8 protein-coding genes and 2 rRNA genes (1 of these 10 only partly in view) are annotated in these 8602 nt (G+C 43.6%); 8 read left to right on the top strand and 2 right to left on the bottom strand.

The features are described 5' to 3' along the window. Positions 1-16: 16 nt before the first annotated feature. From rpsI to salA, 5 genes are all read left to right on the top strand, one after another. Positions 17-409 carry a 30S ribosomal protein S9 gene (gene rpsI, locus M0696_RS00895; protein ID WP_003225846.1) on the top strand — a complete coding sequence of 131 codons (393 nt, stop codon included), beginning with the start codon at positions 17-19 and terminating at the stop codon, positions 407-409. A 464-nt stretch (positions 410-873) separates the two neighbouring features. Next, the gene (locus tag M0696_RS00900; RefSeq protein ID WP_222143851.1) at positions 874-1641 is read left to right on the top strand and encodes a class I SAM-dependent methyltransferase; all 768 of its coding nucleotides are present in this window, start codon (positions 874-876) and stop codon (positions 1639-1641) included. 196 nt (positions 1642-1837) lie between these two features. After that, on the top strand, positions 1838-2281 hold the full coding sequence (locus M0696_RS00905; RefSeq protein WP_166854487.1) for a YbaK family protein: 444 nt from the start codon (positions 1838-1840) through the stop codon (positions 2279-2281). Between the two features lie 59 nt (positions 2282-2340). Next, complete coding sequence (gene cwlD, locus M0696_RS00910; protein ID WP_166854486.1) at positions 2341-3054, top strand: N-acetylmuramoyl-L-alanine amidase CwlD; 714 nt, start codon at positions 2341-2343, stop codon at positions 3052-3054. 95 nt (positions 3055-3149) lie between these two features. Next, positions 3150-4208 carry an iron-sulfur carrier protein/transcriptional regulator SalA gene (gene salA, locus M0696_RS00915; protein ID WP_222143850.1) on the top strand — a complete coding sequence of 353 codons (1059 nt, stop codon included), beginning with the start codon at positions 3150-3152 and terminating at the stop codon, positions 4206-4208. A gap of 37 nt (positions 4209-4245) precedes the next feature. Here the strand turns inward: salA and gerD are convergent, their stop codons facing one another. Next, positions 4246-4803, bottom strand: a complete 558-nt coding sequence (gene gerD, locus M0696_RS00920; protein WP_248602378.1) for a spore germination lipoprotein GerD — start codon at positions 4801-4803, stop codon at positions 4246-4248. A 109-nt stretch (positions 4804-4912) separates the two neighbouring features. Here gerD and kbaA point away from each other — a divergent pair, with 109 nt between their 5' ends. Beyond that, a complete protein-coding gene (gene kbaA, locus M0696_RS00925; protein ID WP_166854483.1) occupies positions 4913-5509 on the top strand; it encodes a KinB-signaling pathway activation protein in 597 nt (198 codons plus the stop codon). On the opposite strand, the gene pdaB is transcribed toward kbaA, so the two are convergent. After that, complete coding sequence (pdaB, locus tag M0696_RS00930) at positions 5510-6274, bottom strand: polysaccharide deacetylase family sporulation protein PdaB (protein ID WP_166854482.1); 765 nt, start codon at positions 6272-6274, stop codon at positions 5510-5512. A gap of 351 nt (positions 6275-6625) precedes the next feature. Here pdaB and M0696_RS00935 point away from each other — a divergent pair. Together M0696_RS00935 and M0696_RS00940 are read left to right on the top strand one after the other, a co-directional pair. Further along, positions 6626-8175 (top strand): 16S ribosomal RNA (locus M0696_RS00935). Positions 8176-8344: 169 nt separating this feature from the next. Beyond that, a 23S ribosomal RNA gene (locus M0696_RS00940) occupies positions 8345-8602 on the top strand; it runs 2670 nt beyond the window's last position. Together the 16S and 23S rRNA genes form the textbook arrangement of a ribosomal RNA operon.

Consider the following 8602-nt stretch of genomic DNA (forward strand, 5'->3'; position numbering starts at 1 on the left):
AAAGGAGGTTACCAATTTGGCACAGGTTCAATATTACGGTACTGGCCGTCGTAAAAGTTCTGTAGCGCGTGTGCGCTTAGTTCCAGGAGAAGGTCGTATCGTCGTTAATAATCGTGAAATCAGCGAGCACATCCCATCTCCAGCTCTAATCGAAGATATCAAACAACCATTAACTTTGACTGAAACAGCTGGTACTTATGATGTTTTAGTAAACGTACATGGAGGCGGCTTATCTGGTCAAGCTGGAGCAATCCGTCATGGTATCGCTCGTGCTTTGCTTGAAGCAGATCCAGAATACCGTGCAACACTTAAACGTGCAGGTCTTCTGACTCGTGACGCTCGTATGAAGGAACGTAAGAAATACGGTCTTAAAGGCGCTCGTCGTGCACCTCAGTTCTCAAAACGTTAATTTTACGTTTTCAAAGCTCTCGACCTTGTGTTGGGAGCTTTTTTATTTTAATAAAACGCTCATATACAATATCTTGGTACCTCCGCATAAAAATAACTAAATAAACGCTTGTTGGAGCTAAGCAAAAATCTTGCCTATAAACAGTCTCACTGTAATAATCATGATAGCTTTCGTGTCACTCCAGTTAATTCGTTTGGAAAGCTGATCAAAGTTTTTTAAAGGTTATGTCGTCAGTCCAGTTCATCCATTTGTTACATCTCCCTGCTGATTCTTCATCTGTTTCATAGCTCTTTGCTAATGACACCATTTGACGAAATAAGTGTAAATTTGATGACGTAAATCACATATCTCCTTTGTGGTTTTTTTGCGTTTTTATGAACTTTTTTCTAAATATACAAAGGGAAAGCGATAACAACCTAGAAATATTTGTTATACTCTATACATTAAAGTAAGGAGAACGATTCATGAATGCGTTAGTAGACCATAATAGCAAAGCCTGGGATCAAAAAGTAGAAACAGGCAATGAATGGACTGTTGCTGCAGAGCAGCACGTCATCGAACAAGCGAAAACAGGCAATTGGGATATAAGGGTAACACCAATGAAAGATGTACCGAGGGATTGGTTTCCCCCTGTCAACGGGCTGAAAGTGCTCTGTTTAGCATCAGGTGGAGGCCAGCAAGGCCCGATTTTGGCAGCTGCAGGAGCGGATGTCACTGTATTAGATAACTCGGAAAAACAGCTGGATCAGGATAGAATGGTTGCTGAGCGCGATGATCTCAAGATACATACTGTCAAAGGGAGCATGGACGACCTCAGTCAATTTAAGGATGAATCATTTGATGTCATTGTACATCCTGTTGCCAATGTTTTTGTTGAGAATGTCCTCCCAGTCTGGAAGGAAGCGCACCGTGTGCTGAAAAGAAACGGGGTTCTAATCTCCGGCTTTGTAAATCCAGTCGTATTTCTGTTCGATGTTGAATTAGAACAGCAAGGGATTTTAAAAGTAAAACACTCCATTCCATATGCCGACTCAGAAGATCTTCCAAAACATAAAGTGAAAAAACTGATTGAAAAAAATGAGGCTCTGGAATTCGGCCATTCATTAGAAGACCAAATCAAGGGCCAGATTGATGCCGGTTTTATCGTCACTGGATTTTATGAAGATAAAGGCGGGTTTGTATTGGACCAATATATTCATACATATTCTGCAACAAGAAGCGTGAAAGTATGAAAAGCAGCGACCTATTAAAGGGGCTGCTTTTTTAATAATCACTTATAGAACGCTTGTTCCTGCACCCTGCAGAAAGTGCTACACCCTCTTCTTTTTATCGATCCTGCACCTTCATTTGGGCGAATTTCCAATCGAATTCTGGCATTGTTTCACCATCCAATCCTCAAAATAACCGGTAAAAGGAGAGTGAATTTGTATGGCAGAAGTACTGTCTTTTATGGATGTGAAACGCCAAAAGGATTTTGAATTAGAAAAGAACTTGCTCAAAGAACTCTCTCTGAGACAAATTATCCAGTCTGTTAAGAGCTGTTTGGAACCATTATTCCCATTTTTTCATGATGAAAGAGATATTATTACCGAAGGATGTATTGATTTTGCTATAGAAGCTTATTTGTTAGGCGGGCGTTTTGGGATATTCGGCTATTACGGAGAATCGATGCAGAGCATCAGTGCCCGCTCTGCAAGAGAAGAAGAAGAGCTTCGTATGGAGTTTTTTGATTATCTCTATAATTGGACACACGAGCAATATGCAACTTTTGATAAAAACACGGTTTATGAAGCAGCACGCCAGTTCATTAAAGACTGGTGGACAGAGGGGTTTGTCCAAAGAGAAAAACAGTGTAAGCTTCGCATGCGTTAATCATATTTCCCGGCCCTGTCCCATAGTTATGTAGTAACGGACAAGCGGGAGGGGAAGGGATGAGGAAAAAGCTTAAATGGCTCAGTTTTTTGCTAGGCTTCATCGTATTACTATTTCTATTCAAGTATCAGTTCAGCAATAACGATTCTTGGAAGCCGTGGAGTATGCCCTTGAGCGGGAAAATTATTTATCTGGATCCAGGTCATGGCGGGCCCGATGGCGGAGCAGTCGGCGGAAAACTGTTAGAGAAGGATGTAACCCTGGAAGTGGCCTTTAGAGTCAGGGATTACCTTCAGGAACAAGGAGCGCTAGTCATCATGACCAGGGAAAGTGATACTGATCTCGCTCCAGAAGGAACGAAGGGCTACAGCAGACGAAAAGCTGAAGATTTAAGACAGCGAGTTAAATTAATAAACCATTCAGAGGCTGAACTCTATATCAGCATTCATCTCAATGCAATTCCGTCACAGAAATGGAGCGGAGCCCAAAGCTTTTACTACGGAAAATATGCGGAAAATGAGAAAGTAGCGAAATACATTCAGGATGAGTTGAGAAGGAACCTGGAAAACACAACCCGGAAAGCAAAGCGGATTCATGGTATCTACTTAATGCAAAACGTCACCAAACCGGGGGCGCTTGTAGAAGTCGGATTTTTATCCAACCCAAATGAAGCTAGGCTACTCGGGAAGTCGAAATATCAGGACAAGGTGGCATCTTCCATATATAAAGGTATCCTGCGGTATTTTACAGAAAAAGGAGACCCTCCAGAGTAAAGGAGGGTTTTCTTATGGTTCTAAGCATAAGACACCCGCCATTTATGTATGTTATAATAACGCTTGTAAACGAATACACAAAAGGGTGAGGTTCGATGATAAGAGAAGATGAAGTAAGAAAACTAGTCGGTGAAATGCGCGAACCTTTTCTTCAAAGACCTCTGGGAGAATTGGATGCCGTTAAGGAAATTAAAATAAAGCCTGAAAAACGGCATGTCAGTGTAAAAATCGCTCTTGCAAAAACCGGAACTGCAGAACAAATGCAGATTCAGCAAGCGATCGTAAACGCATTAAAAGGGGCAGGTGCTGAAACGGTCGGCCTTCGATTTGAAGAGCTGCCTGAAGAAACGGTTGCAAAATTCCGGGCGCCGTCAGCTGAGAAAAAAACATTGTTAAATATGGATAACCCTCCAGTCTTTCTTGCTGTAGCAAGCGGAAAAGGCGGTGTAGGCAAATCAACTGTGTCAGTAAACCTTGCTATTTCTCTGGCTCGTCTCGGGAAAAAGGTTGGTTTAATTGATGCGGATATTTATGGCTTCAGTGTACCGGATATGATGGGTATCACTGTGCGTCCTACTATTGAAGGAGAGAAACTGCTTCCTGTTGAACGCTTTGGGGTAAAGGTGATGTCAATGGGCTTCTTCGTAGAAGAAAATGCTCCGGTCGTATGGAGAGGGCCAATGCTTGGCAAAATGCTGAACAACTTTTTCCACGAAGTAGAGTGGGGAGAAGTAGACTATATCGTTCTTGATCTACCACCTGGAACAGGGGACGTTGCTCTCGATGTACATACTATGCTTCCTAGTTGTAAAGAAATCATCGTATCGACGCCGCATCCAACAGCTGCTTTTGTCGCAGCGAGAGCGGGTTCTATGGCGATTAAAACCGATCATGAGGTCGTTGGTGTCATAGAGAACATGGCTTATTATGAAAGTGCAAAGACGGGGGAAAGAGAATATGTCTTTGGAAAAGGCGGGGGAGATAAACTAGCTGAGGAACTAAACGTGCCTTTGCTCGGCAGAATCCCGTTGAAACAGCCTGATTGGGATAAGGACCAATTTGCGCCGTCTGTTTATGATGAAAATCATCCAATCGGAGAAATATATCAGGACATTGCAAAAAAAATAGTTTCTAAAATGTCAGTTCAAGTATAAAAAAGGTGAACCGGGATTCTAGATCCCGGCTTTCCCTTTATTCACTTTCTTTGGCAGTGTCTTTTGCTGCTTTTTTCAGCTCATCTTCGAACTGTTTTTTGTAAAGCGGACTAGAAAGTGTTTCGTTAATAACCTCTTCTAAATAACTGCGGAATTCTTGGCTTTTTGCCAGTTCGCTGTACTTTTTATTCATGCCCGGATCCTGCATAACGCTCATCAGCATCTTCTGGTAATCCGGATCCTTCATCAGTTTTTTAATTACTTTTTCATGCTCTGTCTGAAGAGTTTTGGCAAAGCCTTCAGCAAAATCAGTGTCTTCAAAGATGTTTTTCCAAAATTCTTCACCTTTTTTAGAGGTAAGTGTTTTTTCTATTGTTCCTTTAATCGCATCTTGGTCAATCACCAGCGCTTCATTCATCGTATCATCGTTTAATAATTCCTTAATTGCTTTCTTTCCATCGTCAGTTTTTAATATATCAACAACCATTTTTTTGGTCTGATCATAGTCCATATCCGCTGCTTGGTCTTTTGGAGCGCAAGCTGTTACAGATAATAACAAAAAACAGCTCATCAATAGCGTTTTGGCTTTTGACATGCTTAAGCTCCTTTCACATACTTGTCTTACTTTTAATATGATTCATCTGTTCGGAATTATACATAACAAAATATCGCGGTTGGCGATTTTTGAGGGGATGAATAAAGAAATGAAAAGCCGTGGTTTAGTTCGTTTTTTCTTTTCTATTTTAGCTGTCGGAGCGCTTATCACGAGTATTGTGGGTTTTGCTTTAAAATGGGGAGAATATAGGGGACTGTTTCTTGCTTTTGAAGCGGGACAGATTTTCTCTGTTCTATTTTGGTTTATTGGTGTAGGCATGATTTTCAGTGTGATCAGCCAAATGGGTTTTTTCGTGTTTTTAACTGTTCACCGGTTTGCGCTTGAGATATTAAGGTCCTCCTCTTTGTGGAATTTGCTCCAGCTGTTTATCATCCTGTTTGTTGCTTTCGATTTAATGTACGTGCGTTTTTTGTTTTTTGGAGAGAGCGGAGAGTCGCTGGCTGGTTATGCGTGGTTACCGGTGTTTTTATTGATGTTTGGAGTGATTACAGCTTATATAAAGCAAAAGCAGTCCTCTAAGAAAACATTTGTGTCATCGTTGTTTTTAATGGTTGTGATTACTGCATTAGAATGGTTCCCTGCGTTAAGAGTAAATGATGAGGACTGGCTTTATTTAATGCTTTTTCCGTTAATGGCGTGCAATGCTTTCCAATTGCTGATGCTGCCTAAATTTGCAGCGAAGTGATTACTTTACTTCTGCGGATTTGGCGTCTGAATTTGCGATGAGATCTCCAACGGTTACATTTTTTAATCCTTTTTCTTTCAGCTGATGGATGATATCGGGCAACGCTTCTTCTGTTTGTTTTGCCGAGTCGGAGGCGTGTAAAAGTACAATGTCTCCTCCGGAAACTTGTTTGGTCACATTGTCGATGATTTTATCAACCCCAGGATTTGTCCAATCTTGAGAGTTCACACTGTAATGAACAACTGTATAATTGAATTGCTTTGCAACTGTTAGAACATTCTTATTGAATTGTCCGGTAGGGGGTCTTAATAGCTGTATGTCTTTGATCCCCAACTTTTCAAAGGCAGTTTGCGCACGGTTAATGTCCTTTTTTATTTCGTTGCTTTCTAAATTGGCATAGTTTTTATAGGCGTACCCCATGCTCCCGATTTGATGGCCATCCTTCACAATACGTGCCACTGTGTCAGGGTGGCGTTCGGCCCAAGAAGCGGAAAGAAAAAATGTCGCATTTTTAATCCCGTTCGCTTTCAAGGTATCAAGAATGGGTTCTGCTTTTTCATCCCCCCAGCTGATATCAAACGTAAGTGCGATGTTTTTCGAATCCGTTTCTCCTTTATAAATGGCTTTAGGTCCGGTGTCAGTTGAAAACACGGGAAGCGGGACAGCTCTTTGAATGTAAAAAAAGCTGGCTGCTGCAAATGCGGCGATAAGAATAATAATAAATTGTTTCACTCGTTTAATGTGCCACACATAGAAGTGATTCACTGATGATGCCTCCTTATCTTGTCCATCATTCCTGTGTTACATCTTATGAGCATGGCCAATTGAATATAACCGATAAAATGTCTCTTTACACACAGCTTAAATTAGGTGTTGACCTTTTGATAATATCCGTGATATATTATTATTCGTCGCTGATAAACAGCTGACATTAACTAAAAGCTTCATTAAATACTTTGAAAAAAGTTATTGACTTAAAAGAAGCTAAATGTTATAGTAATAAAGCTGCTTCGTTAAGCGGCAGTAATGATCTTTGAAAACTAAACAAGACAAAACGTACCTGTTAATTCTTTTTTATAAAATCGCACAGTGATGTGCGTAGTCAGTCAAACTACTTTATCGGAGAGTTTGATCCTGGCTCAGGACGAACGCTGGCGGCGTGCCTAATACATGCAAGTCGAGCGGACAGATGGGAGCTTGCTCCCTGATGTTAGCGGCGGACGGGTGAGTAACACGTGGGTAACCTGCCTGTAAGACTGGGATAACTCCGGGAAACCGGGGCTAATACCGGATGCTTGTTTGAACCGCATGGTTCAAACATAAAAGGTGGCTTCGGCTACCACTTACAGATGGACCCGCGGCGCATTAGCTAGTTGGTGAGGTAATGGCTCACCAAGGCAACGATGCGTAGCCGACCTGAGAGGGTGATCGGCCACACTGGGACTGAGACACGGCCCAGACTCCTACGGGAGGCAGCAGTAGGGAATCTTCCGCAATGGACGAAAGTCTGACGGAGCAACGCCGCGTGAGTGATGAAGGTTTTCGGATCGTAAAGCTCTGTTGTTAGGGAAGAACAAGTACCGTTCGAATAGGGCGGTACCTTGACGGTACCTAACCAGAAAGCCACGGCTAACTACGTGCCAGCAGCCGCGGTAATACGTAGGTGGCAAGCGTTGTCCGGAATTATTGGGCGTAAAGGGCTCGCAGGCGGTTTCTTAAGTCTGATGTGAAAGCCCCCGGCTCAACCGGGGAGGGTCATTGGAAACTGGGGAACTTGAGTGCAGAAGAGGAGAGTGGAATTCCACGTGTAGCGGTGAAATGCGTAGAGATGTGGAGGAACACCAGTGGCGAAGGCGACTCTCTGGTCTGTAACTGACGCTGAGGAGCGAAAGCGTGGGGAGCGAACAGGATTAGATACCCTGGTAGTCCACGCCGTAAACGATGAGTGCTAAGTGTTAGGGGGTTTCCGCCCCTTAGTGCTGCAGCTAACGCATTAAGCACTCCGCCTGGGGAGTACGGTCGCAAGACTGAAACTCAAAGGAATTGACGGGGGCCCGCACAAGCGGTGGAGCATGTGGTTTAATTCGAAGCAACGCGAAGAACCTTACCAGGTCTTGACATCCTCTGACAATCCTAGAGATAGGACGTCCCCTTCGGGGGCAGAGTGACAGGTGGTGCATGGTTGTCGTCAGCTCGTGTCGTGAGATGTTGGGTTAAGTCCCGCAACGAGCGCAACCCTTGATCTTAGTTGCCAGCATTCAGTTGGGCACTCTAAGGTGACTGCCGGTGACAAACCGGAGGAAGGTGGGGATGACGTCAAATCATCATGCCCCTTATGACCTGGGCTACACACGTGCTACAATGGACAGAACAAAGGGCAGCGAAACCGCGAGGTTAAGCCAATCCCACAAATCTGTTCTCAGTTCGGATCGCAGTCTGCAACTCGACTGCGTGAAGCTGGAATCGCTAGTAATCGCGGATCAGCATGCCGCGGTGAATACGTTCCCGGGCCTTGTACACACCGCCCGTCACACCACGAGAGTTTGTAACACCCGAAGTCGGTGAGGTAACCTTTTAGGAGCCAGCCGCCGAAGGTGGGACAGATGATTGGGGTGAAGTCGTAACAAGGTAGCCGTATCGGAAGGTGCGGCTGGATCACCTCCTTTCTAAGGATATTTACGGAATATAAGACCTTGGGTCTTATAAACAGAACGTTCCCTGTCTTGTTTAGTTTTGAAGGATCATTCCTTCGAAACGTGTTCTTTGAAAACTAGATAACAGTAGACATCACATTCAATTAGTAATACAAGATATCACATAGTGATTCTTTTTAACGGTTAAGTTAGAAAGGGCGCACGGTGGATGCCTTGGCACTAGGAGCCGATGAAGGACGGGACGAACACCGATATGCTTCGGGGAGCTGTAAGCAAGCTTTGATCCGGAGATTTCCGAATGGGGAAACCCACCACTCGTAATGGAGTGGTATCCATATCTGAATTCATAGGATATGAGAAGGCAGACCCGGGGAACTGAAACATCTAAGTACCCGGAGGAAGAGAAAGCAAATGCGATTCCCTGAGTAGCGGCGAGCGA

Source organism: Bacillus rugosus (assembly GCF_023238245.1).
Lineage (GTDB): Bacteria > Bacillota > Bacilli > Bacillales > Bacillaceae > Bacillus > Bacillus rugosus.